Genomic DNA, 23,408 nt, shown 5'->3' with positions numbered 1-23,408 from the left:
GCAGCGTCTTGCCGCCGCGCGCCTGTTCGTCGGCGGTGATGAGTGCCACGGCGCCGACGTCGACGAGCCGCTCGTTCAGCGATTTCGCGGAGAAGCCGCCGAACACGACCGAGTGCGTCGCGCCGATACGCGCACACGCCTGCATCGCGACGATGCCTTCGATCGACATCGGAATATAGATGACGACGCGATCGCCCTTGCCGATGCCGCGTTTCTTCAGCGCATTGGCGAAGCGCGACACGCGTGCGAGGAGATCCGCATAGGTGACGCGGGTGACGGTGCCGTCATCAGCCTCGAAGATCACCGCGACGCGCTCGCCGTTGCCGGCTTCGACGTGACGGTCGAGGCAGTTGTACGACGCGTTCAGCTCGCCGTCGTCGAACCATGTGTAGAACGGCGCGTTACGCTCGTCGAGCACCTTGGTGAACGGCTTGTGCCACGTGAGGCCCTCGCGCGCGAGCCGCGCCCAGAAGCCTTCGTAATCCTGCTCGGCTTCGGCGACGAGCGCGCGATAGGCCGGCATGCCGGAAATGGTCGCCGTCTTCTCGAGCGCCGCGGGCGGCGCGAACTGACGGGTTTCGTGAAGAACCGATTCAATCGCAGACATCGACTACCCCTTGGTGAACATGAATCCTCTGCATGGCGGCGCGATCGTGCGCGCCGCGCGTCGTCTTGGCCGGCGCTACGCGCCGCTGTCTCCCACCACCCGCGCGCGGCCGCGAAGGCCTGCGCACGATGCTGCACCGCACCACATCATGTCACGCAAACGTGACCTGTGGCGCGGCAGTTCCACGATAAGCGCGCCAACTTACCCGTCACTTACGCGGCATGGCCGTTTCGTGCGCCGGGCGCGCCGCACCGAGGTCGGCTTTACGCTGTTACAACCGCGACCCTACAATCCTAACTGAACTCGCCTTCCGGATTCCAGCTTGAATCGCTACGCCCTCTTCCTCATCCTGTCGATGCTGTTCGTCGGCAGCAACGTCGGTATCGGTAAATCCATCGTTGCATTCGTCCCGGTCGCCATCCTCGCCACGCTGCGCTTCGTGATCGCGATCGCGGTGCTGTGGCCGCTGTTCAGCCCCGTGAAGATGCGCACGGTCAAGCGCGGCGAATGGCTGAACCTGTTCCTGCAGGCGTTCTTCGGCACCTTCATGTTCACGCTGCTGATGCTCAACGGCGTGCAGCGCACGAGCGCGGTGGCCGCGGGCGTCATCACGAGCACGATCCCGGCGATCGTCGCGCTGTTCGCATGGCTGATCCTGCGTGAAAAACCGAACGGCCGTGCGCTCGTGTCGATCGCGCTCGCGATCATCGGCGTCGTGACGATCAATCTCGCCAACGGCAGCGCGGCCGGCCACGGCGCGCAGGGCGACGCGTCCGGCTCGCTCGCCGGCAACCTGCTGATCCTCGGCGCGGTGTGCTGCGAATCGATCTACGTGATCCTGTCGCGCCGGCTCACGCAGACGCTCGCGCCGATCGACATCTGCGCGTATACCCACCTGTTCGGCCTGTTCCTGATGCTGCCGCTCGGCGCGACGGCGCTGTGGCGCTTCGATTACGCGAGCGTGCCCGCCGGCACCTGGGCGCTCGTCGTCTGGTACGGGTTGTCGGCCAGCATCTTCTCGTTCTGGCTGTGGATGAAGGGCATCCGGCACGTGCCGGGGAGCCTCGCCGGCGTGTTCAGCGCGGTGCTGCCGATCGCGGCAGCCGCGTACGGCATCGCGTTCCTCGGCGAGCGCCCGACGCTCGCGCACGGCATCGCGCTCGCGTGCGTCGTCGCCGGCATCGTGCTCGCGAGCCTGCGCGTCAAACGCGTGCCGGCGGCCGCCTCCTGATCCGTCCCCCGCGGCGCCGGCGCGTCGCTGCAGTCGCGCCGGCCGACGCGTTACAATAGCGCGCCTTTTCAAGATTACCCCGATACCTGCGCACCGCGCCCGTACCCCGACATGTCCGCCCCGCATTCGCCCGGCCATCCTGGCCGTCGCCCGCTTCGCCCGCTTCCCGCGCTGATTTTCATGAGCCGCTGGCTCCAGGTTCCGCTCTATCTGGGCCTGATCGTCGCGCAGGCCGTCTACGTGTTCCTGTTCCTGAAGGAAGTCTGGCACCTGCTGTCGCATGCGACGGGCCTCGACGAAATCAGCGTGATGCTCGCCGTGCTCGGCCTGATCGACGTGGTGATGATCTCGAACCTGCTGATCATGGTGATCGTCGGCGGGTATGAAACGTTCGTGTCGCGGCTCGGCATCGAGGGCCACCCCGACGAGCCCGAATGGCTCGACCACGTGAACGCGGGCGTGCTGAAGGTCAAGCTGTCGATGGCGCTGATCAGCATTTCGTCGATCCACCTGCTGAAGACGTTCATCAACCCCGACCAGCACACGACGCACGCGATCATGTGGCAGGTGATCATCCACGTGTCGTTCCTGGTGTCGGCGCTCGTGATGGCGTGGGTCGACCGCCTGACGACGCACACGCACCCGGCCCATTTCCACGAGGCGCATGCGCCCGCGGCGTCCCGACCGGCGGCCTGAACCGTCGGCAACGCATTCCCCACTGTCCCCACAGAGTCTCAGCCATGACCGTCATCAAACAGGAAGACCTGATCCAGAGCATCGCGGATTCGCTGCAGTACATCAGCTACTACCACCCGCTCGACTACATCCAGGCCCTCGGCCGCGCGTACGAGCTGGAAGAGAGCCCGGCGGCGAAGGACGCGATCGCGCAGATCCTCACGAACAGCCGCATGTGCGCGGAAGGCAAGCGTCCGATCTGCCAGGACACAGGCATCGTCACGATCTTCGTGAAGGTCGGCATGGACGTGCGCTGGGACGGCGCGACGATGGGCCTCACCGACATGATCAACGAAGGCGTGCGCCGCGGTTACACGCACCCGGACAACGTGCTGCGCGCGTCGATCGTCAATCCGCCGGAAGGCGCCCGCAAGAACACGAAGGACAACACGCCGGCCGTGATCCACTACGAGATCGTGCCGGGCGACAAGGTCGACGTGCAGGTCGCGGCGAAGGGCGGCGGCTCGGAAAACAAGTCGAAATTCGTGATGCTGAACCCGTCCGATTCGATCGTCGACTGGGTGCTGAAGACGGTCCCGACGATGGGCGCCGGCTGGTGCCCGCCGGGCATGCTCGGGATCGGCATCGGCGGCACCGCCGAGAAGGCGATGCTGATGGCGAAGGAATCGCTGATGGAGCCGATCGACATCCAGGAAATCATCGCGCGCGGCCCGAAGGACTGGGTCGAGGAACTGCGTGTCGAACTGCACGAGAAGGTCAACGCGCTCGGCATCGGCGCGCAGGGCCTCGGCGGCCTCGCGACCGTGCTCGACGTGAAGATCATGGCGGCGCCGACGCACGCGGCGTCGAAGCCGGTCGCGCTGATCCCGAACTGCGCGGCCACGCGCCACGCGCACTTCGTGCTCGACGGCTCGGGCCCGGCCAAGCTTGAAGCGCCGTCGCTCGACGCCTGGCCGAAGGTGCAGTGGGAACCGAACACGGAAACCAGCAAGCGCGTCGACCTGAACACGCTGACGCCGGAAGAAGTCGCGAGCTGGACGCCGGGCCAGACGCTGCTGCTGTCGGGCAAGATGCTCACCGGCCGCGACGCCGCGCACAAGCGCATCGCGGACATGCTCGCGAAGGGCGAGAAGCTGCCCGTCGACTTCACGAACCGCGTGATCTACTACGTCGGCCCGGTCGACCCGGTGCGCGACGAAGTCGTCGGCCCGGCCGGCCCGACGACGGCCACGCGCATGGACAAGTTCACCGAGACGATGCTCGCTCAGACGGGTCTGATCTCGATGGTCGGCAAGGCTGAGCGCGGCCCGGTCGCGATCGACGCGATCAAGAAGCACAAGGCCGCCTACCTGATGGCGGTCGGCGGCGCGGCCTACCTCGTGTCGAAGGCGATTCGCGGCGCGAAGGTGCTCGCGTTCGAAGACCTCGGCATGGAAGCGATCTACGAATTCGACGTGCAGGACATGCCTGTAACAGTTGCTGTCGATTCGTCGGGCACGTCGGTGCACCAGACGGGTCCGAAGGAATGGCAGGCGAAGATCGGCAAGATCCCGGTCGCAGCCGCGTAAGCGCGATCGAACGAAAGGCCGGACGCACGTCCGGCCTTTTTACTTCTCATTCTCATTATTGTGCGCGGCCGGTTATTCAAGGCTGATTCTCATTACACGCAAAAGGCAGGCCCGACAAGGCTTCGAGGCTTGGCTTTTCTCGTTCGAGCGATTATCGTTCGGTTTCTGAAGCTCCACTGAACAAGGAACAGCCATGCAAGGCGACAAGAAAGTCATCGAATATCTGAACGCCCAACTGAAGAATGAACTCACGGCGATCAACCAGTACTTCCTGCATGCGCGCATGTACAAGCACTGGGGCCTCGACAAGCTCGGCAAGCACGAATACGACGAGTCGATCGGCGAAATGAAGCACGCCGACTGGCTGATCGAACGCGTGTTCATGCTCGACGGCCTGCCGAACCTGCAGGACCTGCACAAGCTGCTCGTCGGCGAGGAAACCGAAGAGATCCTGAAGTGCGACCTGAAGCTCGAGCAGATCTCGCAGTCCACCTGCAAGGAAGCGATCGCCTACTGCGAATCGGTTCGCGACTACGTGTCGCGCGAGATCTTCGAAAAGATCCTCGACGACACCGAAGAGCACATCGACTGGCTCGAAACGCAGATCGACCTGATCGGCAAGGTCGGCCTGCAGAACTATCAGCAAACGATGATGGGTTCGGCCGAGTAATCGCCCTGCCCTGCCCTGCCCGCCAGCCCGCCACCCGCCCGACGATGACGCACCCGTCCGCCGCTAGCGCGCCGCGCGCCGCCGCCCCTGTCGGCATCTTCGACTCGGGGCTCGGCGGCCTGTCGGTGCTGCGCGCCGCGCGCGCGCACCTGCCCGGCGAATCGTTCGTCTACGTCGCCGACTCGCACCACGCGCCATACGGCCCGCGCGACGAGGCATTCATTACGGAACGCACGCTGGCCATCGGCGAGTGGCTCGCGCGCGAAGGCGCGAAAGCGCTCGTCATCGCATGCAACACGGCAACGGCTCGGGCGATCGCGGCCATCCGCGAACGCCTGTCGATACCGCTCGTCGGCGTCGAGCCGGGCATCAAGCCGGCCGCCGCGCTGTCCGCGACCGGCGTCGCGGGCGTCCTCGCCACGCAGTCGACGCTGAACAGCCCGCGCTTCCAGGCGCTGCTCGACCGCTACGGCGCCGGCCGCCGCTTCATCTGTCAGCCCGGCCACGGGCTCGTCGAAGCGATCGAGCGCGGCGACACGAACTCGCCCGCACTACGGGCACTGCTCGAGCGTTACATACAGCCGATGCTCGACGAGGGCGCCGATACGCTGGTACTCGGCTGCACGCACTACCCGTTCTTCACAGAAACGATTCGTGACATTGTTGGCGAGCGCCTGACGATCGTCGACACGAGCGATGCCATTGCCCGCCAGCTCGCGCGGGTGCTCGACGAACGCGGGCTGCGCGCGCCGGCCGGCACGCAGGCCGCGCCGACGCGCTTGTGCTCGACGAGCGACGGCCTGCAACTGCGCGCGCTCGCGTCGACGCTGCTCGGCCTCGAGGCGCCGGTCGAATCCGTCACCATTTCCTCGCCGAACGCGCACGCCTGCGCGACCGCCTGACGCGGGCCGGCGCGCCCGCTCCCGCTGCGCCCTCACCGCTCCCCGTCGTTTCAAGGGTCCGATGACCTTAAAAAAAGCCGGACCCAGACTTGTCAACACCTGCAAAATTAATGATAATAATTCGCATTAACGTTAGCTATCGCAACTCATCATGATCGTCTGCGTGTGCAAGTCTGTTTCCGATCGCAAGATTCGCGCGTCCCTCGCCGAGGGCGTCAACTCTTTCGATGAACTCCAGTTCGAACTCGGCGTGGCCACGTGCTGCGGCAAGTGCGAGGAGTCCGTACGCGACCTCATGGCCGAGCAAGGCGTCTGCGCGAGCCGGTGCGGCGTCGAGCATCATGCGCATCCGATCCCGGTCACGTTCTACGACCGCAAGGCCGCCTGAGCGGCGCTGAGCGTGCGCATGCGGCCCAGGCCGCATTTTTTGTCTTGACCGTCAGCAAGCCACCGTCTGCGCGAGCCAACGGCTTACCTGCCAAGGAGCCTGTGATGGAATTGCTGATCGGATTCGTAACCACCGTTTGCATCTCGCTGCTGATCTTCCGCAAGTGATGCCGATTCACCCGCCGCGCCCCGGGTGCGGCGTCGTTCTTTCAAGCTAACATGCAGGCTTCGCATCTCGCTCCTGCCGGCGCCATGCCGGCTGCACCACGTATGAATCCCCGAGTGATCGTCGTCGCGGTCGGCGTGCTAGCCGCACACGCGATCATGCTGACGGCCGCATGGCTCCATCGCAACGCGCCGCCGCCGAAATCGGTCGAGGTCCAGACGATCACCGCGCAGCTCATCACGCCTGCGCCGATCGCGCAGCAGGTCGCGGCCGAATCGATTCCGCAGCCCGCCCCGCCGAAGCCCGTGCCGCGCGTGAAGCCGAAGGTCGAGCCGAAACCGGTGCAGAAAGCCGCGAAGCCGACCCCGCAGCCGGTCGCGCCCTCGCCGGCGCCGTCGCCCACCCCGGCTCCCGCCGCCGATCCGACACCCGCTCCCGCCGCGCCCGCTCCCGCGGCACCGGCCGCTACGCCGGGCCCGGCGCGCGAAACGATGCAGGTCAGCGCGCCGAAGAACGTGCCGACGCTCCAATGCAACTTCGTGAAGCCCGACTATCCGTCGATGTCGCGACGCCGCGGCGAATCGGGCACCGCCTATGTCCACTTCGTCGTCGGCGTGACCGGCAAGATCGAAAGCATCGATCTGCAGAAGAGCAGCGGCTATCCGCGCCTCGACGATGCCGCACTCGACGCGATGCGCGCGACCACCTGCCGTCCGTACGTCGAGAACGGCGAGGCGATCCGCGCCGCCCGCACACAGCCCTACAGCTTCGGGCTCACCGACTAACCTGCCTCATCCGGAAGATTCAAAGGAAACAAAAAAATGCAAAGCTACGGTATCGCGCACGTCTGGGCGCAAGGTGATTTCGTCACGCGCGCCATTGCGATCACGCTGCTCGTGATGTCGGTCCTGTCTTGGATCGTGATCGTCATCAAGGGCTGGAACGTGATCCGCCTGAACCGCCTCACGAAGAACGCCGAACAGGCTTTCTGGCATTCCGACGATTTCGACGACGGCATCAAGAAGCTCGGCCTCGCCGCGTCGACGCCGAACGACAACCCGTTCCTCGCGCTCGCGCTGTCGGGCAAGGAAGCCGTCGACCACCACCATCACACGCAACCGCATCTGCACGATCGCATGGACGTATCGGACTGGGTCACGCGCTGCCTGAAGGACACGATGGACGAAGGCATTTCGCGCATGCAGAGCGGCCTCGCGATCCTCGCATCGGTCGGCAGCACCGCACCGTTCGTCGGCCTGTTCGGCACGGTCTGGGGGATCTATCACGCGCTGCTCGCGATCGGCGCCACCGGCCAGACGTCGATCGACCAGGTCGCGGGTCCGGTCGGCGAATCGCTGATCATGACGGCCTTCGGCCTGTTCGTCGCGATTCCCGCGGTGCTCGGCTACAACGCGCTGATCCGCGCGAACAAGGGTGTCGTCAGCAAGCTGCGCCGCTTCGCGCACGGTCTGCACGCGTACTTCGTGACGGGCGCGAGCCTCGCGTCGTCGTCGACGCGCGACGGCCTGCGTCTCGCATCGCGCACCGCCAGCTGAGACGAGGTACACCATGGCCATGAACACCGGTTTCAGCGACGATGACGACGATGCCGTGATGAGCGAGATCAACATGACGCCGCTCGTCGACGTCATGCTCGTACTCCTGATCATTTTCCTCGTGACGATCCCTGCGATGCAGCATGCGGTGAAGATCGACCTGCCGCACGCCAGCAGCCAGCCCGTCGACGAAAAGCCGCAGACCGTCGACGTCGCGATCCAGGGTGACGGCACGATCCTGTGGGACGACCACAAGGTCACGCGCGAACAATTGCAGGCGCGCATCGCGGAAGCCGCGAAGCGCACGCCGCAGCCGGAATTGCATCTGCGCGCGGACCGCAAGGTGGCCTACGAGCACGTCGCGGAAGTGATGTCGGATGCACAGGCTGGCGGCTTGACCAAGCTCGGCTTCGTGACGGAGCCCGGCGCGAAAACTAAGTAACACGCGCACGTTCTGTCGTCGCCGGTAGTCACTGCGCGCCTTGCCGGCCGCACCTAGCCGGCCGCACCTAGCCGGCCGCACCCAAAGTAAAAGGCCTTCATCGCCAGATGAAGGCCTTTTTTCATGCGCACGCGGGCGCCTTCGGGCGGCGGGCTCTTCGGCGGTATCGGTTACGCCTCGAGCAACGCAAATGCGACTTTGCCGTGGTCTGCACGGACTGCGCGTTCTGCCCTATCTGGCTCACAATATATGCGGCCACCTGATTTCGCTCAGAACTTCCTTCACGAAATGGGATTTCAATATAGGCTCGCCAGCGAACGCATTCAAGGTTCCGGCGATTGAAACTTGCGATTGCAGGCGGCGCTTCAATGACAAAACAAATTTGCGTCGTCGTGCCCGCCGTGTTCAGGTGGCCGAAACATCGGCCGCCGCTTCCTTCTTCGCGCGTTCCGGGCAACCCGGATCCTTGTACGCGCCATGGTCGAGCTTCTCGACGAGGTAATCGACGAATGCACGTACCGCGGGCGGCATCCCCTGCCGCGACACGAACACCGCATACAACTGCGGCACCGGCAGCGTCCAGCCCGGCATCACCGGCGACAGTTGCCCCGCACGCAGCGCGTTGCCGTACATCATCTCCGGCAGCGCCGCGATGCCGAGGCCGTCGAGCACGGCCTCGCGGATCGTCATCAGGTCGGCCGTCACGAGGCGAGGATCGTGCTCGTGCACGTGGCGCGTCCCGTCCGGCGCGATCAGGTTGAAGACGTGCCGGCCGTCGACGCTCGGCGTATCGAGCGTCTCGAAGCCGGTCAGGTCGTCCGGCACCAGCGGCGGTGCATTCTGGCTCAGCAGGCTCGGCGCGCCGACCAGCATCTGCTCGGTGCGCCACAGCGGCCGCACGACGATGTTCGCGTTCTGCGGCGGCTCCGAGCGCACGCGCAACGCGACGTCGATCGAATCCTCGAACAGGTCGATCACGCGGTTCGTCACGCGGACGTGCACCTTCACCTCGGGATAGCGGCGCAGGAATTCGGGCAGGATGCGCGACAGCATCGTCTGCGACAGCGTCACCGGCACGCTGACACGTACCGAGCCGCGCGGCGACGCGCGCAACTGCTGCACGGCGTTCATCGCGGCCTGCGCTTCCGCGAGCATCGCCTGGCAATGCTGGTAAAACAGCTCCCCTGCCTCGGTCAGCGCGAGCTTGCGCGTCGAGCGCTGCAGCAGGCGCACGCCAAGCGCCGCCTCGAGCTCGGTCAGGCGCCGCGACAGACGCGATTTCGAGATGCCCAGCACGCGCTCGGCGGCCGAGAAACCGCCATGTTCGACGACCTGCGAGAAGTACATCAGGTCGTTCAGGTTATGTGCATCGATATTCATCTCATCGTTCCAATTTCAGAACAATCCATTGCGATCCGCCGCAAATCGACCGGTAAAACGCCCAATATAATAGCGCTATGTTTCGAAAATAACGCTATTCCGATGATTTCGAGGGCTTCCCATGACCACCGCTCGCTCGCTTGATCGCACCTACCCCGCGCTTCGCACCACCGAAGGCGGCGGTTTCGTGGTTCACCGCCCGTTCCCGACGCGGCTGCTGATGGATTTCGATCCGTTCCTGCTGCTCGATGAAATGGGCCCTGTCGACTACGCGCCCGGCGAAGCCGTGGGCGCGCCCGACCATCCGCATCGCGGCTTCGAGACCGTGACCTACGCGCTCGACGGACGCTTCCGCCATCGCGACTCGTCCGGCCATGCCGGCACGCTCGGCCCGGGCGACGTGCAATGGATGACGGCCGGGGCCGGCGTCGTCCACAGCGAAATGCCGGACCCGGCGTTCGCGCAGGCCGGCGGCCGCTCCCACGGCTTCCAGCTGTGGGTCAACCTGCCGCGCCGCGACAAGATGATCGCGCCGCGCTACCAGGAGATTCCGGCCGCTCGCATTCCGGCGGCGACGTCGCCGGACGGTCGCGCGCGCGTGCGCGTCATCGCCGGCGAAGCGTTTGGCGTACAGGCCGCGATCGAGACGCGCACGCCGATCCTCTATCAGCATTTCACGCTGGAGCCCGGCGCAACGGTCACGCAGCCGGTGCCGGCCGGTTATCGCGTGTTTGCCTATCCGATCGACGGAACGGGCCTCTACGGGCCCGACAGGCAGGCTGTCGACCCGCGACACATGATCGTCTACGGCGACGATGGCGACACCGTCACGTTCGCTGCCAGCGACACGTCGCTCGACCTGCTGCTGATCGGCGGCGTGCCGCTCAACGAGCCGATCGTCCGTTACGGCCCGTTCGTGATGAATACCGAGGAAGAGATCCGGCAGGCCGTTGTCGACTATCAGACCGGTCGCATGGGTCGCATCGAGGCGTAGTTTCGATCGGGGGTCGCAGGTGCCGCGAAGCCGGCGGTTTTGCGTCACAATAACTTCTTGAACCATGTGGCCACCCGCCACCCAGAAGGAACCCGTCCCCTTGAACTTCGAACATCTGATCCAGATCAACTCCGACGATCCGGCCGTGCCGACTCTCACTCGCGACCAGCTCTGGGAAGGCCTCGTGCTCCGTGCGGAACAGCCGCAATTGTTCGTGATCGGCCTCGACAGTTGCGTCATCCACGAACGGACGGACACGACGCTCGAACGCGAACTGCACTACGGCCACGCGACGGTGCGCGACCACGTGACATTCACGCCGAACCAGCAGGTCCGCTACGACATCCGAGCAGCCGATGGCGAGATCGGCGGCTCGCTGACGATGACGATCGAGGAGCGCGACGACCACGAACTGTTCCTGCGTTTCGAGTACCGGACGACGCTGACGGTCACCGACGACAGCGAAGAAGCGCGACAGACGCATGGGATCGTCAAGGAGGCATACCGCACGTCGGATATCGACACGGTGCGCCTGATCCGCGAATACGCGCAGGGTCGCAAGGACCCTGATCCGCTGCACTGAACCGGCGGCGGCCTGCGGGCCGCCCCTTTTGATTCAAACTATCAGACTAGAACCATCGATCGATAAAGAGTTTTTGTAAATGGGAATAGTTATCATTTAGAATTCATTCCATCGTATCGACAGTCACCGATCAAACCGAATGACCGACACCATGCGCCCGACCACGCTGACCCTGCGCCGGACCACCGGCACCGCAGCCAGCAGCCGTCAGAAGACGGCAGCGGTCACCACGCCGGCGAAACCCGCCGGCAACCGCGATGCAGGCACGCGGGTCGTCAACAGCGATGCGCTGCTGCAGGGCCAAAGCCACGTCAGCATCGCGCATAACGGAGAGACGTATCAGTTGCGCGCCACGCGGCTCGGCAAACTGATCCTGACGAAGTAACGACCGAGTATTGTGGGGACCACCTCCCTGAGAGGTGTTGGGCAGTAGCCAGCGTAACGGCTTGCACGCGAGATCTAGACCCCTTCGTGCAAACACACTCAAGCAGCCGTTGCAGCAAGCCAAGCCACTTTTTTTGGTTCTCGCACAAGGAAGAAAAAAGCGACACGTCGATGGACGTGTCGCTTTTTTGTTTGGACAGCCGATGCGCAAAGCACGCTGCCCAAGTGTCGTAGCTGCCGTCAATGCGCGACGGCGAGAGCGGCATGCGCGCCGCCTCAGAATCCCCAGAACATCAACCACCATGCGCTGTCGACGACAGCCAGCCCGACGGCGAACCACGCGAATGCCGCGAGCCGGCGCGGCCACGCCGCATAGCGCCCCGTCACCTTCCACGCGAGCCACGCACTCCATACGTTGGCGCCGACCAGAATCGCGATGCGCACATCGGTTGCCCAGCCGAGCGGCACATGCTCGGCGCGCAGCAACGACAGCGTCGTGGCCGACAACCCGAGGAACACGCCCGCACCCGCGATGGGGATCAGCGCCTGCGCGAGGTGATGCAGGCGCACGCGATCGAAGCGGCCAAGCATCAGCGTGGCGCCGGCGAGCAACACCAGGAGTGCCGTGCCGTACACGAGCCCCGTGCCGACGATGTAGCTGACGACCAGCCCGCCATCGAGCCAGGAGAACACGTCGTTGCGATCCGGGTAGTGCGTGAGCAGGAACCACGGCGCATTGGTCTCGAGCGGCCACGTGATGTCGTGGTCGATCAGCCAGCCCGCGAGCCATTGCTTGATCTGCACGAACCACGGGCTGACGGTCCAGTGGAACGCACCGATCGCCACGCCGAGCAGGCCGTACAGGATCAGTGCGGTGTCCCACGGGTTGGCTCGCTCCGCACCGAGGTTCACGACTTCGTCGGACGGCGAGCGCAGCGACAGCGAAATCGCGTCGCGGTGCCCGCTGCAGCGACCGCACATATGGCAGTCCGCCGCGCCCTTCATGTTGCGCAACGGCACGAGCGGCGCGCAATTGATCGGAATCACGCGATGGCCGTGCTCGCCGTTCCTGTACGAACGGCGCCACGCGTCCTCGTCGACCTTGTAGCGCATCGGCGCAAGCCGCGCGAGCAACCCGAACACGCCGTTGACCGGGCACAGATACTTGCACCACACGCGCTTCTCGCGGCCGTACAGCACGCCGATCACGATCGCGCCGACGGTCGAGCCGCCGAGCACGAACAGCACCGCGAGCGGGTACTGGTACACGCTGACCATCTGCCCATAGATCGTCGTGATGCCGAACGCGACGAACGGCCAGCCGCCCCACCGGATCCAGCGTGGAATCGGGCCGCCGCGGCCGAACTTGCTCGCGTATTCGGTGAGCGCGCCTTCCGGGCACAGCACACCGCACCAGACGCGGCCGAGCATCACCATCGACAGCAGGACGAACGGCCACCAGATGCCCCAGAACGCGAACTGCGCGATGAGCGTGAGGTTGTTCCACAGATGCGCGGAATCGTCCGGCAGCGGCAACACCGCCGGCACGATGATCAGGAACGCGTAGACGGCGACGACGATCCACTGAATACCGCGGATCAGCGCACCGTGGCGCTGCATCCACTGGCCGGCCTGCGCGAGCCAGCCCGGCTTGACGGCGGCGACAACGCTCATGCCGCGCGACCCGCTGCAACGGCCGGACGGCGGCTCGCACGCTTCATCAGCAACCAGACGACCGCCCAGTACACCGCATACGCCACGAGGTTGGTCAGCGCCGGGTGCGCGCGATAGCCGGTCAGCGTCGCGACGAGCGAACCGAACGTGCCCGAATCATCGAGGATCGCGGACGTATCCCACACCTGCGAGATGCCGAGCGGCAGGATTTCCTTGTCGATCAGCTTGTCGACGCCGGTCTGGAACAGGCCCGCGCCGAGGAACAGCAGCATCACTTCGGTGACGCGGAAAAAATGCCGCCACGAGAAGTACTTGCCGCCGAGCTGCAGCAGATAGAACGTGAGGAACGCGAGGCCCAGGCCGATCACGACCGCGAGCATCTGGCTGCCGTCGACGTGGCCGGACTGGCCGAAACCGAGGCCGTACAGGAAGATCACCGTCTCGCTGCCTTCGCGCGCGATCGCGAGCGCGACCAGCACCGCGACGCCCCACCAGTTCGAATCACGCGTGCTTTGCTGCAGCGATTGCTCCATGTCGCGCTTCAGCGTGCGGCCGTGCCGGCGCATCCACAGCACCATCTGCACGATCAGCACGCACGCGATCAGCACCATCGCCGTCTGGAAATAGTCCTGCGCGTCGCCGGACAACACTTCGGTGAACCCGACCAGCGCGGCGCCGAGGCCGACTGCCATCAACAGGCCGACAGCGACGCCCGTCCAGAGGAAAGGCAAACCGCGGCGCGCGTCGTCGTCGCCGTTTTTCAGCCATGCATAGAGAATGCCGACGACGAGCAGCGCTTCGACGCTCTCCCGCCAGACGATGAACAAGATCTGACCCATCGATACCTCCTGACGCGCGGGGCACGGCCTGGCCCGCCCGCGCGCAGATAAAACACGTTACTTCGCGACGATCACGCCCTGTGCCTGCTGGTGGAAATCGTCGAAAAACTTGTATTCGCCCGGCGACAGCGGGGCGACGACCACGAACGAATCGGCGCCCGGCGCGAGCACCTTCTCCTTGCGCAACTGCACGCTCTCGAATTCGGCGGCGCCCTTGCCGGTGTTCCTGATCTCGATCTTGAAACGCTGGCCGGCCGGCACTTCGATGCGGGCGGGATTCAGCTTGCCATCCGTCATCTCGAGCTTGAACGTCGGCAGATCGGCCGCATGCGCCGCGCCGGCAAGCCACAGCGCAGCGGCTGCGGCGACGATTTTCTGGGGAATTTTCATTCTGGGTTCTCTACGCCGACGGCGCGCCGAAGCGCGCCGTTCGTGATGCCACCGATCAGTAACCGCCCTTCTTGCCGATACCGGCGAACGGGAAGTCGTACTCGAGCGTGATGGGCTTGAACCACGGGCCCACGCCCGTTTCCTTGTCGACGTGACGACCGAACGCCATGTGACCCGACTGCATCGGCGGCTTGACGACCAGCGTCAGGTGGTACTTGCCCGGGCCGGCGAGCTTCACGTTGTCGCCGTAGTGCGGGCCGTCGCTCGCGACCATGCCCATCAGGTCGCCCTCGGCCTTCCACTTGGTGTCGCCCTGCTTCGTCAGCTTGTACGTGACCTGCAGGTACGGCATCCAGTCGCCTTCCGCGAAACCCGTCGGGTTGTTCTTGACCGCATGGATATCGGCCTCGAGGTGGATGTCGGAATCCGACGCCTTGCGCATCATGCCTTCCGGGTCCATCGTGATCGGCTGCAGATACACCGCGCCGATTTCCATGCCGCCCTGGATCTGCTGCTTGCCGATCGGATACTCGGCAGCCGAGGCCGACATCGCGGCAAACGCCGCCGCTACCGCAACCGTCGTGCGGATGAACGAAGAACCCAACATGGACACTCCTTGTTATTTGTCTGACTATCTTGACGACATGCGAGCCGCCGCTGCCGCCCGCCGGAAACACTAACGCGACGAAGAACGTTAATGCGAACTATTCTCAATACATGCGGAGTTTAGCACCGAACCCGTTCCGGAACAAACGGGGAGCGCCGTAAACCCCTGATCCGACAAGGCTTACAGGCGCTTTACCGACGGATTCCGTGACGCTTGGAAAGATTTACCGGCCACCGCTGATGTGGTCGCCGACGTTCGCGCCGAACACGCGTTCACGCAGCACGGCAAGCTGGTCGCGGGTCGCGGCGGCCTTCTCGAATTCGAGATTCTTCGCGTAGTCGGCCATCTGCTTCTCGAGGCGCTTGATTTCCTTCGCGAGCTGCTTTTCCGACATGTCCTCGAATTTGGCGCGCTGCTGCGCCTCCTTCAGCTCCGCGCGCGCGTCGTCGGCGTTGTAGACGCCGTCGATGATGTCCTTGATGCGCTTCACGACGCCGCGCGGCGTAATGCCCATCTTTTCGTTGTAGGCGATCTGCTTCGCGCGGCGCCGCTCGGTTTCGCCGATCGCGCGCTTCATCGACTCGGTCATGTTGTCCGCGTAGAGGATCGCCTTGCCGTTCACGTTCCGCGCGGCACGACCGATCGTCTGGATCAGCGAGCGCTCGGCGCGCAGGAAGCCCTCCTTGTCCGCATCGAGAATCGCGACGAGCGACACTTCGGGAATGTCGAGGCCCTCGCGCAGCAGGTTGATCCCGACCAGCACGTCGAACGTGCCGAGCCGCAGGTCGCGGATGATCTCGACGCGCTCGACCGTGTCGATGTCGCTGTGCAGGTAACGCACCTTGACGCCGTGGTCGGCGAGGAACTCGGTCAGCTGTTCGGCCATGCGCTTCGTCAGCACGGTAATCAGCACGCGCTCGCCGGCCTTCACGCGCGCGTTGATTTCGGTCAGCACGTCGTCGACCTGCGAGCTCGCCGGCCGGACTTCGATTTCCGGATCGACGAGGCCCGTCGGCCGCACGACCTGCTCGGCGATCTGACCCGTCACGCGCTTCTCGTAGTCGGCCGGCGTGGCCGATACGAACACGACCTGGCGCATCTTGCGCTCGAACTCATGGAACTTCAGCGGCCGGTTGTCGAGCGCCGACGGCAGGCGGAACCCGTAATTGACGAGGTTTTCCTTGCGCGCGCGGTCGCCGTTGTACATGCCGTTCAACTGGCCGATCAGCACGTGCGATTCGTCGAGCAGCATCAGCGCATCGGGCGGCAGGTAGTCGACGAGCGTCGGCGGCGGATCGCCGGGCGCCGCCCCCGAGAAATGCCGCGAATAGTTCTCGATGCCCTTGCAGAAGCCGAGCTCCTGCAGCATCTCGAGGTCGAAGCGCGTGCGCTGCTCGAGGCGCTGCGCCTCGACGAGCTTGCCTTCGCGATGGAAGAACTCGAGCCGTTCGCGCAGTTCGTCCTTGATCGTCTCGACCGCGCGCATCACGGTGTCGCGCGGCGTCACGTAGTGCGACGACGGATAGACGGTGAAACGCGGGATCTTCTGCCGCACGCGCCCGGTCAGCGGGTCGAACAGGTGCAGCGTCTCGACCTCGTCGTCGAACAGCTCGACGCGCACGGCCATTTCCGCATGCTCGGCCGGGAAGATGTCGATCGTGTCGCCGCGCACGCGGAACGTGCCGCGCTGGAAATCCTGCTCGTTGCGCGTGTATTGCATCGCGATCAGCCGCGCGATCACGTCGCGCTGGCCGAGCTTGTCGCCGGTGCGCAGCGTCAGGATCATCTGGTGGTATTCGGACGGGTTGCCGATACCGTAGATCGCCGACACCGTCGCGACGATCACCACGTCGCGGCGCTCCATCAGGCTCTTCGTCGCCGACAGCCGCATCTGCTCGATGTGCTCGTTGATCGACGAATCCTTCTCGATGAACAGGTCGCGCTGCGGCACGTAGGCCTCGGGCTGGTAGTAGTCGTAGTACGAGACGAAGTACTCGACCGCGTTGCGCGGGAAGAACTCGCGGAACTCCGCGTAAAGCTGGGCGGCGAGCGTCTTGTTCGGCGCGAACACGATCGCCGGGCGGCCGAGCCGCGCGATCGTGTTGGCCATCGTGAAGGTCTTGCCCGAGCCGGTTACGCCGAGCAGCGTCTGGAAGGCAAGGCCGTCGCCGACCCCTTCGACGAGCGTGTCGATCGCGCTCGGCTGGTCGCCCGCGGGCGGATACGGCTGGTAAAGCTGGAACGGCGACCCTTCGAAAGTGACGAATTTGGATTCGTCGAGCGCGTCGCCGACTTCGGCATGATGTTCGGACATGGAATGCGGCCGGAGCAAGGGCAAAGAAAGCATTCTAGCGCTTCGCGGCCGAGCGAACTGCTGTCGGCTCCTGACGCGCGACGGCCGCCCGAAATCGCGTTTCGCCGCGCCAATCGCGACGGAATCACCGCCCCCGCCAGCGCGAATTCGCTACAATGTCAGGCTGCTGCGCTTTCCGGCGTCGCGCCGTTGGCGCGGTCCGCTGCACCCGTCCCGCCGGCTGAAAGCCTGACCCTCTTTTCACTACTGCCGAATCATCATGTCGCTCTTCTCCGCTGTCCAGCTTGCTCCCCGCGACCCGATCCTGGGCCTGAACGAAGCCTTCAACGCCGATGCGCGTCCGACCAAGGTCAACCTCGGCGTTGGCGTGTACACGAACGAGGAAGGCAAGATTCCGCTGCTGCGCGCGGTGCGCGACGCGGAGAAGGCGCGCGTCGAAGCCGGCCTGCCGCGCGGTTACCTGCCGATCGACGGGATCGCCGCCTACGATGCGGCCGTGCAGAAGCTGCTGCTGGGCAACGATTCGCCGCTGATCGCGGCGGGCCGCGTCGTCACGGCGCAGGCCTTGGGCGGCACGGGCGCGCTGAAGATCGGCGCCGATTTCCTGCGCACCGTGAATCCGAACGTGAAGGTCGCGATCAGCGATCCGAGCTGGGAAAACCACCGCGCGCTGTTCGAGGCCGCCGGCTTCGACGTCGTCGCGTACCCGTATTACGACGCGGCCACCAACGGCGTGAACTTCGAAGGCATGCTGTCGGCGCTGAACAGCTACGCGGCCGGCACGGTCGTCGTGCTGCACGCGTGCTGCCACAACCCGACCGGCGTGGACCTCACCGAAGCGCAATGGCAACAGGTCGTCGACGTCGTGAAGGCGCGCGACCTCGTGCCGTTCCTCGACATGGCCTACCAGGGCTTCGGCGAAAACATCGAAGCCGATGCCGCTGCCGTGCGCCTGTTTGCCGCGGCCGACCTGAACGCGTTCGTGTCGTCGTCGTTCTCGAAGTCGTTCTCGCTGTACGGCGAGCGCGTTGGCGCGCTGTCGATCATCACGTCGAGCAAGGAAGAAGCCACGCGCGTGCTGTCGCAACTGAAGCGCGTGATCCGCACGAACTACTCGAACCCGCCGACCCATGGCGGCGCGGTGGTCGCAGCGGTGCTCGCGTCGCCGGAACTGCACGCTTCGTGGGTCCAGGAACTCGGCGAAATGCGCGACCGCATCCGTGCGATGCGCAACGGTCTCGTCGAACGCCTGAAGGCAAGCGGCGTCGATCGCGATTTCAGCTTCATCAACGCGCAGCGCGGGATGTTCTCGTATTCGGGCCTGACCTCGGCACAAGTCGATCGCCTGCGCGACGAGTTCGGCATCTATGCGGTCGGCACGGGCCGGATCTGCGTCGCCGCGCTGAACACGCGCAACCTCGACGTGGTCGCCCAAGCGGTCGCAGCGGTCCTGAAGTAAAGCGGCGCCGGGCGGCGGCCGTCGCCGGCCCCGCCCTGCCGACATGAAAAACGCGCTCCACGGAGCGCGTTTTTTTTGCGCCATCCAACGCGGCGGGCGGCGACACCACCCGCATCCGCGTTACTGCATGAACCAGCCGTGACTGACGACCACCGACTGGCCCGTGAGCGCGGCGCTCGGGAACGCCGACAGGAACAGCACCGTCTGCGCGACGTCCTGCACCGTCGTGAACACGCCGTCGACCGTGTTGCCGAGCATCACCTTCTTGATCACGTCCTCTTCGCTGATGCCGAGCTCCTTCGCCTGCTCCGGAATCTGCTTGTCGACCAGCGGCGTGCGCACGAAGCCCGGACACACGACGTGCGAGCGCACGTTGTGCTTCGCGCCTTCCTTCGCCAGCACGCGCGCGAGACCCAGCAGCCCGTGCTTGGCCGTCACGTACGCCGACTTCAGCGGCGACGCTTCGTGCGAGTGCACCGAACCCATGTAGATCACGACGCCGCCGCGATCGTCCTTGTACATGTGCTTGAGCGCGGCCTTCGTCGTCAGGAACGCGCCGTCCACGTGGATCGCCTGCATCTTCTTCCAGTCGGCGAACGAATAGTTCTCGATCGGGTTGACGATCTGGATGCCCGCGTTCGACACGAGGATGTCGACCGAGCCGAACGTCGCGGCGACCTTGTCGATGCCGCTATTCACCGCTTCCTCGTTGGTCACGTCCATCGCGACGCCGATCGCCTTGCCGCCTGCCTTGACGATCTCGTCGGCGACCGCGTTCGCGCCGTCCTGGTTCAGGTCGGCGATCGCGACGGCCGCGCCCGCTTTGGCGAGCTCGAGCGCGATTTCCTTGCCGATGCCGCTCGCGGCGCCCGTGACGACTGCGGTCTTGCCATTCAGATCTGCTGCCATGTCCGTCTCCTCCCGTTGTCGGATCGATGAAACACGCGCCCGCCGCATCCGCGCGCATCGCGAAATCGCATCGGCGTGCCAGCCGCCATTGTGCCCGATCGGACCCGCCGTTCGCGCGCAAAACGTCTAAGCTTAAGGTCGGTTCCGTTCAGCAGGAGAATCTCATGCACTATCGACGGCTAGGCCGCTCCGGCCTGCAGATCAGCGAGCTTTCCCTCGGCTCGTGGGTGACGTACGGCAACCAGGTCGACCAGCGGGTCGCGCGCGAATGCCTCGCCGCGGCACGCGACGCGGGCGTCAATTTCTTCGACAACGCCGAGGTTTACGCCGGCGGCAAATCCGAGGAAATCATGGGCCACGCGCTCAAGTCGCTCGACTGGCCGCGCGTCAGCTATATCGTGTCCACGAAGTTCTTCTGGGGGCTCGCGGAAGCCCCGAACCAGTATCACACGCTGAACCGGAAATACCTGCTGAACGCGATCGACGGCTCGCTGCGCCGGCTACAGCTCGACTATGTCGACCTCGTCTATTGCCATCGCCCCGATCCGCATACGCCGATCGAGGAAACCGTCTGGGCAATGAGCGACATGATCGTGCGCGGCAAGGCGCTGTACTGGGGCACGTCGGAATGGAGCGCCGACGAGATCCGCGCGGCATGCGAGATCGCCGAGCGGCATCATCTGCACAGGCCGGTCGTCGAACAACCGCAGTACAACCTGTTCCACCGCACCCGGGTCGAACAGGAATATGCGCGGCTCTACGATGATTACGGCCTCGGCCTCACGACCTGGAGCCCGCTCGCGTCGGGCCTGCTCACCGGCAAGTACCGCAACGGCGTGCCGGCCGGCAGCCGCGCGCAGTTGCAAGGCTACGACTGGATGCGCGAACGCCTGACCGATCGGGCCGCCAACGACATCGTCGAACGGCTCGGCGAGATCGCCGCCGAGCTCGGCTGCAGCACCGGCCAGTTGGCCATTGCGTGGGTGCTCGCGAATCCGCGCGTGAGTTCGGTCATCACGGGCGCCTCGCGGGTCGACCAGATCGGCGACAACATGCGCGCGCTCGACGTTGCCGCGAAGCTGACGCCGGATGTGAAGCAGCGCATCGAGGCGGTAGTCGGCGACGCATACGAGTAAGGCGACTCGCGACCACTCGCGTACAATACGCGGCCGCATCGGTGCCCGGCCTGACGGCCGCGCACGTTCGACCGTTTTAATCGATTCACCTTTCGTTTCAGGCAGCCAGCCATGCTCAGTTATCGTCACGGTTTTCACGCAGGCAACCACGCGGACGTGCTCAAGCACACCGTCGTCGTCCAGCTGCTGCGCTACCTGAACAAGAAAGACAAATCGTACTGGTACATCGATACGCACGCGGGCGCCGGCGTGTACTCGCTGCGCGACGGCTATGCAGCGAAGACGTCGGAATTCGATACCGGCATCGGCCGGCTGTGGAACGAAAAGAGCCTTCCGGAAGCGCTGGGCGACTATATCGATGAAGTCCGCGCGCTGAACGACGACGGCGAACTGCACTTCTACCCGGGCTCCCCGTACATCGCCTGGCGGTCGATGCGCGAGCAGGACCGGATGCGTCTGTTCGAAATGCATACGACGGAAATCGATGTGCTGCGCCACAATTTTCGCGATGCGGGGCGACGCGCGATGATCTTCGCCGGCGACGGCTTCGAAGGTATCAAGGCGCTGCTGCCGCCGCCACCGCGACGCGCACTCGTGCTGATCGACCCGTCCTACGAGGACAAGAAGGATTACGCGCGCACGGTGAGCTGCGTGACGGAATGCCTGAAGCGTTTCGCGACCGGCTGTTATGCCATCTGGTATCCGCAGGTCACGCGGACGGAATCGCAACGCTTTCCCGAGCAGTTGAAGCGCCTGCAGCCGAACAACTGGCTCCACCTGACGCTGACGGTGTCGAATCCGCCGACCGATGGACTGGGCCTCTACGGAAGCGGGATGTTCATCCTGAATCCGCCATATACGCTCGCCCAGAGCATGAACGAGGTCCTGCCCTACCTGGTCGAGAAGCTGGGACAGGATAGCGGCGCCCGCTGCCAGATCGAGCACCGCGGCAACTGATCGGGCGACCGGCGGTTACGGTTGCGGTCTGGGCGCCAGTCTCGGCTGGTTGGCCGGCTGCCCGTTCCATGCGGGAACATTGATGTACGGCGCGACGAACAGCGGAACCGACGTATTCGGTCCCTGCCCGGCTGGAGCCCGCATGCCTGCCGGCTCGACGATCGGCTCCGAAGACAACGGTGCCGTCTGCAACACCAACCCGCCCTTGCCGTCCCGGATACCGCGCTGGGTATCGAGCACGAGCGGCCTGGACGACGTCGCGGCACCTACAGCGAAGCCATGGACGAGCACTGCCGCGCCCAGAACGAGACGCGCGCAGGTACTGCGGCGCACATCGACACGCACACGCATGATCGTGTCCTTCCCGATGAAAAGTAGGCCCATACCATAGCGCTGCCCCGGCGATTTCGCCAGATCCGGCGCACAAAAAAACAAAGCCCCGTCAATACGGGGCTTGCTTATCGTTCGGTGCCGCTCGGCACCTGACGGTCACTCCGATTACAGCGAGTAGCCGTTGGTTTCGAGCGAGCGGATGCGGCGCTCGAGCTGAACGATGTCCGACGACGTGGCGAGGTAAGCCTCACGGCGCTCACGTTCCGCGGACTCGAACCAGTTGCTCAGCTTTTCGACGATGTAGGCGATCATGACGTTCTCCAAGGAAGAGGGACCCCTGGTGAATCGATATTCAGGGATTTCCCGTATAGGGTTATCCCGAATTATAGCGACGCCGCACCAAGATGCTAGTGAAATACTTGCATGGTCACCATTCCGATTTGGAATGGTACCGCACCGCCCACCTGTAACACATTGATTTTTCTAGGAATAGAGCCGGGGGGCCGTTTTGCGGCTCGAGGAAGCGCACTAATTTGGTTCATCGACGGGGTCGGCGAGGCGCGCCAAAATCGGGCATTCAGGCCGCCCGTCACCATGGCAGTGCGCGGCCAGATCGGCCAGCGTGTCGCGCATGTCGCTGAGTTCGGCGATGCGTTTGTCGAGTTCGGCCACGTGCTCGAGAGCGATCGATTTCACTTCGGCGCTGGCGCGCGAGCGATCCTGCCAAAGCATCAGCAGCTTGCGAATGTCCTCGACGAGAAAGCCGAGTCGCCGAGCCTGACGGATGAATCGCAGGATATGGATTTCGTCCGCGCCGTAGATCCGGTAGCCGGCCTCGGTCCGCTTGCTCGGCGCAAGAAGGCCGACCTGTTCGTAGTACCGGATCATTTTCGCGCTGACCCCGGATTCGCGCGACGCGTCGCCGATATTCATTCCCTGCCCTCTTCATCAAGCCCTGGTTTCGAACACGAACGGCGACGAATGCCGTCGCCGACGACACGTCGATCGTATCAAATCGAGAGGTTTCGTTCCGAGGGACAGCTTGGACGCAGGAGCGCGGATGGAACGGGCGCGGCTCGGCGCATGCTTTTCGGGGTGCCGAAATGCAAAAACCCCCGCCTTGTCGGGCGGGGGTTCTTGGCTTGAGGGAGCCTGACGATTACCTACTTTCACACGGGAATCCGCACTATCATCGGCGTAGAGTCGTTTCACGGTCCTGTTCGG

The 23,408-nt window shown here is 64.7% G+C and carries 26 protein-coding genes; 15 read left to right on the top strand and 11 right to left on the bottom strand.

Annotated features, from left to right (window positions below; translation table 11 throughout):
• Positions 1 to 607, bottom strand: a 607-nt coding sequence (locus tag LGM42_RS32745) for an AMP-binding protein (RefSeq protein ID WP_226234389.1), incomplete at its 3' end; no start/stop codon positions are given.
• A gap of 322 nt (positions 608 to 929) precedes the next feature.
• On the opposite strand from LGM42_RS32745, the gene LGM42_RS32740 reads away from it, so the two are divergent.
• The 9 genes from LGM42_RS32740 to LGM42_RS32700 all read left to right on the top strand — a co-directional run bounded on the left by LGM42_RS32740 (position 930) and on the right by LGM42_RS32700 (position 8,225).
• Positions 930 to 1,838: a DMT family transporter gene (locus LGM42_RS32740; RefSeq protein ID WP_060313613.1), complete on the top strand. Its 909-nt coding sequence runs from the start codon at positions 930 to 932 to the stop codon at positions 1,836 to 1,838.
• A gap of 111 nt (positions 1,839 to 1,949) precedes the next feature.
• The gene (locus LGM42_RS32735) at positions 1,950 to 2,534 is read left to right on the top strand and encodes a TIGR00645 family protein (protein WP_012492727.1); all 585 of its coding nucleotides are present in this window, start codon (positions 1,950 to 1,952) and stop codon (positions 2,532 to 2,534) included.
• Positions 2,535 to 2,578: 44 nt separating this feature from the next.
• Positions 2,579 to 4,102, top strand: a complete 1,524-nt coding sequence (locus tag LGM42_RS32730) for a fumarate hydratase (RefSeq protein WP_034183495.1) — start codon at positions 2,579 to 2,581, stop codon at positions 4,100 to 4,102.
• A 193-nt stretch (positions 4,103 to 4,295) separates the two neighbouring features.
• Positions 4,296 to 4,772, top strand: a complete 477-nt coding sequence (bfr, locus tag LGM42_RS32725) for a bacterioferritin (protein ID WP_006478315.1) — start codon at positions 4,296 to 4,298, stop codon at positions 4,770 to 4,772.
• A 44-nt stretch (positions 4,773 to 4,816) separates the two neighbouring features.
• Complete coding sequence (gene murI, locus LGM42_RS32720) at positions 4,817 to 5,674, top strand: glutamate racemase (RefSeq protein WP_226234388.1); 858 nt, start codon at positions 4,817 to 4,819, stop codon at positions 5,672 to 5,674.
• A gap of 151 nt (positions 5,675 to 5,825) precedes the next feature.
• Complete coding sequence (locus tag LGM42_RS32715) at positions 5,826 to 6,062, top strand: bacterioferritin-associated ferredoxin (RefSeq protein WP_006482749.1); 237 nt, start codon at positions 5,826 to 5,828, stop codon at positions 6,060 to 6,062.
• A gap of 218 nt (positions 6,063 to 6,280) precedes the next feature.
• A complete protein-coding gene (locus LGM42_RS32710) occupies positions 6,281 to 7,012 on the top strand; it encodes an energy transducer TonB (protein ID WP_060011405.1) in 732 nt (243 codons plus the stop codon).
• A 36-nt stretch (positions 7,013 to 7,048) separates the two neighbouring features.
• Positions 7,049 to 7,783 carry a MotA/TolQ/ExbB proton channel family protein gene (locus LGM42_RS32705; protein ID WP_059642283.1) on the top strand — a complete coding sequence of 245 codons (735 nt, stop codon included), beginning with the start codon at positions 7,049 to 7,051 and terminating at the stop codon, positions 7,781 to 7,783.
• Between the two features lie 13 nt (positions 7,784 to 7,796).
• A complete protein-coding gene (locus LGM42_RS32700; protein WP_226234387.1) occupies positions 7,797 to 8,225 on the top strand; it encodes an ExbD/TolR family protein in 429 nt (142 codons plus the stop codon).
• Positions 8,226 to 8,630: 405 nt separating this feature from the next.
• Here LGM42_RS32700 and LGM42_RS32695 read toward each other — a convergent pair whose 3' ends face one another.
• Positions 8,631 to 9,605 carry a LysR family transcriptional regulator gene (locus tag LGM42_RS32695; protein WP_059583548.1) on the bottom strand — a complete coding sequence of 325 codons (975 nt, stop codon included), beginning with the start codon at positions 9,603 to 9,605 and terminating at the stop codon, positions 8,631 to 8,633.
• 121 nt (positions 9,606 to 9,726) lie between these two features.
• Between LGM42_RS32695 and LGM42_RS32690 the strand changes: the two genes are divergently transcribed.
• From LGM42_RS32690 to hemP, 3 genes are all read left to right on the top strand, one after another.
• Positions 9,727 to 10,599, top strand: a complete 873-nt coding sequence (locus LGM42_RS32690) for a pirin family protein (RefSeq protein ID WP_060313604.1) — start codon at positions 9,727 to 9,729, stop codon at positions 10,597 to 10,599.
• A gap of 100 nt (positions 10,600 to 10,699) precedes the next feature.
• On the top strand, positions 10,700 to 11,182 hold the full coding sequence (locus LGM42_RS32685) for an SRPBCC family protein (RefSeq protein WP_059583545.1): 483 nt from the start codon (positions 10,700 to 10,702) through the stop codon (positions 11,180 to 11,182).
• Positions 11,183 to 11,321: 139 nt separating this feature from the next.
• Positions 11,322 to 11,567 (top strand): hemin uptake protein HemP, encoded by a 246-nt coding sequence (gene hemP, locus LGM42_RS32680; RefSeq protein ID WP_034207822.1) that lies wholly within the window; start codon positions 11,322 to 11,324, stop codon positions 11,565 to 11,567.
• A 275-nt stretch (positions 11,568 to 11,842) separates the two neighbouring features.
• On the opposite strand, the gene LGM42_RS32675 is transcribed toward hemP, so the two are convergent.
• From LGM42_RS32675 to uvrB, 5 genes are all read right to left on the bottom strand, one after another.
• Positions 11,843 to 13,240, bottom strand: a complete 1,398-nt coding sequence (locus LGM42_RS32675; RefSeq protein ID WP_059583543.1) for a 4Fe-4S binding protein — start codon at positions 13,238 to 13,240, stop codon at positions 11,843 to 11,845.
• Positions 13,237 to 14,079, bottom strand: coding sequence for an FTR1 family iron permease (locus LGM42_RS32670; RefSeq protein ID WP_060313601.1), 843 nt, complete (start codon positions 14,077 to 14,079; stop codon positions 13,237 to 13,239). The genes LGM42_RS32675 and LGM42_RS32670 overlap by 4 nt, the downstream gene beginning before the upstream one ends.
• A 57-nt stretch (positions 14,080 to 14,136) precedes the next feature.
• Positions 14,137 to 14,469, bottom strand: a complete 333-nt coding sequence (locus tag LGM42_RS32665) for a cupredoxin domain-containing protein (protein WP_006478303.1) — start codon at positions 14,467 to 14,469, stop codon at positions 14,137 to 14,139.
• A gap of 55 nt (positions 14,470 to 14,524) precedes the next feature.
• Positions 14,525 to 15,076: an iron transporter gene (locus LGM42_RS32660; protein WP_059583539.1), complete on the bottom strand. Its 552-nt coding sequence runs from the start codon at positions 15,074 to 15,076 to the stop codon at positions 14,525 to 14,527.
• A gap of 223 nt (positions 15,077 to 15,299) precedes the next feature.
• Positions 15,300 to 17,390 (bottom strand): excinuclease ABC subunit UvrB, encoded by a 2,091-nt coding sequence (uvrB, locus tag LGM42_RS32655; RefSeq protein ID WP_059583537.1) that lies wholly within the window; start codon positions 17,388 to 17,390, stop codon positions 15,300 to 15,302.
• 259 nt (positions 17,391 to 17,649) lie between these two features.
• On the opposite strand from uvrB, the gene LGM42_RS32650 reads away from it, so the two are divergent.
• Positions 17,650 to 18,849, top strand: a complete 1,200-nt coding sequence (locus LGM42_RS32650; RefSeq protein ID WP_226234386.1) for an amino acid aminotransferase — start codon at positions 17,650 to 17,652, stop codon at positions 18,847 to 18,849.
• 120 nt (positions 18,850 to 18,969) lie between these two features.
• Here the strand turns inward: LGM42_RS32650 and LGM42_RS32645 are convergent, their stop codons facing one another.
• Positions 18,970 to 19,758, bottom strand: a complete 789-nt coding sequence (locus tag LGM42_RS32645; protein WP_089464956.1) for a 3-hydroxybutyrate dehydrogenase — start codon at positions 19,756 to 19,758, stop codon at positions 18,970 to 18,972.
• Positions 19,759 to 19,922: 164 nt separating this feature from the next.
• Between LGM42_RS32645 and LGM42_RS32640 the strand changes: the two genes are divergently transcribed.
• Both LGM42_RS32640 and LGM42_RS32635 read left to right on the top strand, forming a co-directional pair.
• Positions 19,923 to 20,894 carry a potassium channel beta subunit family protein gene (locus LGM42_RS32640; protein ID WP_059583531.1) on the top strand — a complete coding sequence of 324 codons (972 nt, stop codon included), beginning with the start codon at positions 19,923 to 19,925 and terminating at the stop codon, positions 20,892 to 20,894.
• 111 nt (positions 20,895 to 21,005) lie between these two features.
• Entirely contained in the window at positions 21,006 to 21,851 is an 846-nt protein-coding gene (locus LGM42_RS32635) for a 23S rRNA (adenine(2030)-N(6))-methyltransferase RlmJ (RefSeq protein ID WP_059583529.1), read from the top strand.
• 15 nt (positions 21,852 to 21,866) lie between these two features.
• On the opposite strand, the gene LGM42_RS32630 is transcribed toward LGM42_RS32635, so the two are convergent.
• The 3 genes from LGM42_RS32630 to cueR form a co-directional block, all read right to left on the bottom strand.
• The gene (locus tag LGM42_RS32630) at positions 21,867 to 22,235 is read right to left on the bottom strand and encodes a hypothetical protein (RefSeq protein WP_226234385.1); all 369 of its coding nucleotides are present in this window, start codon (positions 22,233 to 22,235) and stop codon (positions 21,867 to 21,869) included.
• Between the two features lie 114 nt (positions 22,236 to 22,349).
• Entirely contained in the window at positions 22,350 to 22,496 is a 147-nt protein-coding gene (locus LGM42_RS32625; RefSeq protein ID WP_080970925.1) for a DUF3563 family protein, read from the bottom strand.
• A gap of 216 nt (positions 22,497 to 22,712) precedes the next feature.
• Positions 22,713 to 23,117 carry a Cu(I)-responsive transcriptional regulator gene (cueR, locus tag LGM42_RS32620; RefSeq protein WP_226234384.1) on the bottom strand — a complete coding sequence of 135 codons (405 nt, stop codon included), beginning with the start codon at positions 23,115 to 23,117 and terminating at the stop codon, positions 22,713 to 22,715.
• Positions 23,118 to 23,408 lie beyond the last annotated feature (291 nt).

The sequence above is a fragment of the Burkholderia sp. AU39826 genome, from assembly GCF_020419965.1.
Taxonomy (GTDB): domain Bacteria; phylum Pseudomonadota; class Gammaproteobacteria; order Burkholderiales; family Burkholderiaceae; genus Burkholderia; species Burkholderia semiarida.
Note: the sequence above shows the minus strand (reverse complement) of the source record. Positions and strands in the feature narration are given on the sequence as shown.

Coding starts and splice junctions, on each gene's coding strand:
- LGM42_RS32670 (WP_060313601.1), bottom strand. CDS start 14,079: ATGGGTCAGATCTTGTTCATCGTCTGGCGGGAGAGCGTCGAAGCGCTG.
- LGM42_RS32700 (WP_226234387.1), top strand. CDS start 7,797: ATGGCCATGAACACCGGTTTCAGCGACGATGACGACGATGCCGTGATG.
- LGM42_RS32675 (WP_059583543.1), bottom strand. CDS start 13,240: ATGAGCGTTGTCGCCGCCGTCAAGCCGGGCTGGCTCGCGCAGGCCGGC.
- LGM42_RS32640 (WP_059583531.1), top strand. CDS start 19,923: ATGCACTATCGACGGCTAGGCCGCTCCGGCCTGCAGATCAGCGAGCTT.
- LGM42_RS32730 (WP_034183495.1), top strand. CDS start 2,579: ATGACCGTCATCAAACAGGAAGACCTGATCCAGAGCATCGCGGATTCG.
- uvrB (WP_059583537.1), bottom strand. CDS start 17,390: ATGTCCGAACATCATGCCGAAGTCGGCGACGCGCTCGACGAATCCAAA.
- LGM42_RS32650 (WP_226234386.1), top strand. CDS start 17,650: ATGTCGCTCTTCTCCGCTGTCCAGCTTGCTCCCCGCGACCCGATCCTG.
- LGM42_RS32645 (WP_089464956.1), bottom strand. CDS start 19,758: ATGGCAGCAGATCTGAATGGCAAGACCGCAGTCGTCACGGGCGCCGCG.
- LGM42_RS32695 (WP_059583548.1), bottom strand. CDS start 9,605: ATGAATATCGATGCACATAACCTGAACGACCTGATGTACTTCTCGCAG.
- hemP (WP_034207822.1), top strand. CDS start 11,322: ATGACCGACACCATGCGCCCGACCACGCTGACCCTGCGCCGGACCACC.
- murI (WP_226234388.1), top strand. CDS start 4,817: ATGACGCACCCGTCCGCCGCTAGCGCGCCGCGCGCCGCCGCCCCTGTC.
- LGM42_RS32635 (WP_059583529.1), top strand. CDS start 21,006: ATGCTCAGTTATCGTCACGGTTTTCACGCAGGCAACCACGCGGACGTG.
- LGM42_RS32690 (WP_060313604.1), top strand. CDS start 9,727: ATGACCACCGCTCGCTCGCTTGATCGCACCTACCCCGCGCTTCGCACC.
- LGM42_RS32710 (WP_060011405.1), top strand. CDS start 6,281: ATGCAGGCTTCGCATCTCGCTCCTGCCGGCGCCATGCCGGCTGCACCA.
- LGM42_RS32660 (WP_059583539.1), bottom strand. CDS start 15,076: ATGTTGGGTTCTTCGTTCATCCGCACGACGGTTGCGGTAGCGGCGGCG.
- bfr (WP_006478315.1), top strand. CDS start 4,296: ATGCAAGGCGACAAGAAAGTCATCGAATATCTGAACGCCCAACTGAAG.
- cueR (WP_226234384.1), bottom strand. CDS start 23,117: ATGAATATCGGCGACGCGTCGCGCGAATCCGGGGTCAGCGCGAAAATG.
- LGM42_RS32630 (WP_226234385.1), bottom strand. CDS start 22,235: ATGGGCCTACTTTTCATCGGGAAGGACACGATCATGCGTGTGCGTGTC.
- LGM42_RS32715 (WP_006482749.1), top strand. CDS start 5,826: ATGATCGTCTGCGTGTGCAAGTCTGTTTCCGATCGCAAGATTCGCGCG.
- LGM42_RS32625 (WP_080970925.1), bottom strand. CDS start 22,496: ATGATCGCCTACATCGTCGAAAAGCTGAGCAACTGGTTCGAGTCCGCG.
- LGM42_RS32665 (WP_006478303.1), bottom strand. CDS start 14,469: ATGAAAATTCCCCAGAAAATCGTCGCCGCAGCCGCTGCGCTGTGGCTT.
- LGM42_RS32705 (WP_059642283.1), top strand. CDS start 7,049: ATGCAAAGCTACGGTATCGCGCACGTCTGGGCGCAAGGTGATTTCGTC.
- LGM42_RS32735 (WP_012492727.1), top strand. CDS start 1,950: ATGTCCGCCCCGCATTCGCCCGGCCATCCTGGCCGTCGCCCGCTTCGC.